The sequence below is a fragment of the Caulobacter sp. genome, assembly GCF_017744445.1.
GTDB lineage: Bacteria > Pseudomonadota > Alphaproteobacteria > Caulobacterales > Caulobacteraceae > Caulobacter.
This window is the reverse complement of record NZ_JAGIBH010000111.1, coordinates 1-613: the sequence shown is the minus strand read 5'-3', so window position 1 is coordinate 613 and position 613 is coordinate 1. Positions and strand designations below refer to the sequence as shown.

The 613-nt window shown below is 66.2% G+C and carries 1 pseudogene; it reads left to right on the top strand.

The features are described 5' to 3' along the window. Positions 1-243 precede the first annotated feature (243 nt). Positions 244-613 (top strand): annotated as a pseudogene (locus J7528_RS23920) (FAH family protein); the annotation flags it as partial.

Genomic DNA, 613 nt, shown 5'->3' with positions numbered 1-613 from the left:
AGTTCCGAGATAGTTCGCGATCGCACCGCGAAGCCGACGGCCGGTGCTTCGTTCCGAGCGGCGCTCGGTGTCGTCGTTCTGTTCGATCGGCGCTTCCTCGATGTCCAACAGCAATCGCCTCGACGGGTTAGGGCACGGGGTAGACGGGAAAGCGCCTAACGGCAAATCCGGCAAGATCAGCATTTGCCTCGGATATTATGTAGGACTAATTCGAGGAAGAACGAAGCTGTTTGAAAGGTCCACATGCTCACACTGCTCCAACACCGATCGCGCGACGGATCTCGGCAGGTAATTGCCGCGCGCGACGGCCGGGCGCACTTCGTAGCAGGCTACAGCGACGTGCGCAGCCTCGCCGCCGCGGCCATCGCGCAGGACGTCGGCCTTGCGGCGCTGGTCGAGGCGGCGGGCAGCGCCGGCGCGGTCGACCCTGCGGAGGAGCTGGCGGCGGGCCGGTTGCTCGCCCCGGTCGACCATCCGGACAGCGCGCATGTCATGCTCACCGGGACAGGCCTGACCCACCTCGGCTCGGCCGAAGGCCGCGACAAGATGCACCGCGCGGCGGCAGCGGGCGAGACGCTGACCGATTCGATGCGGATGTTCCTCGAAGGTCTCG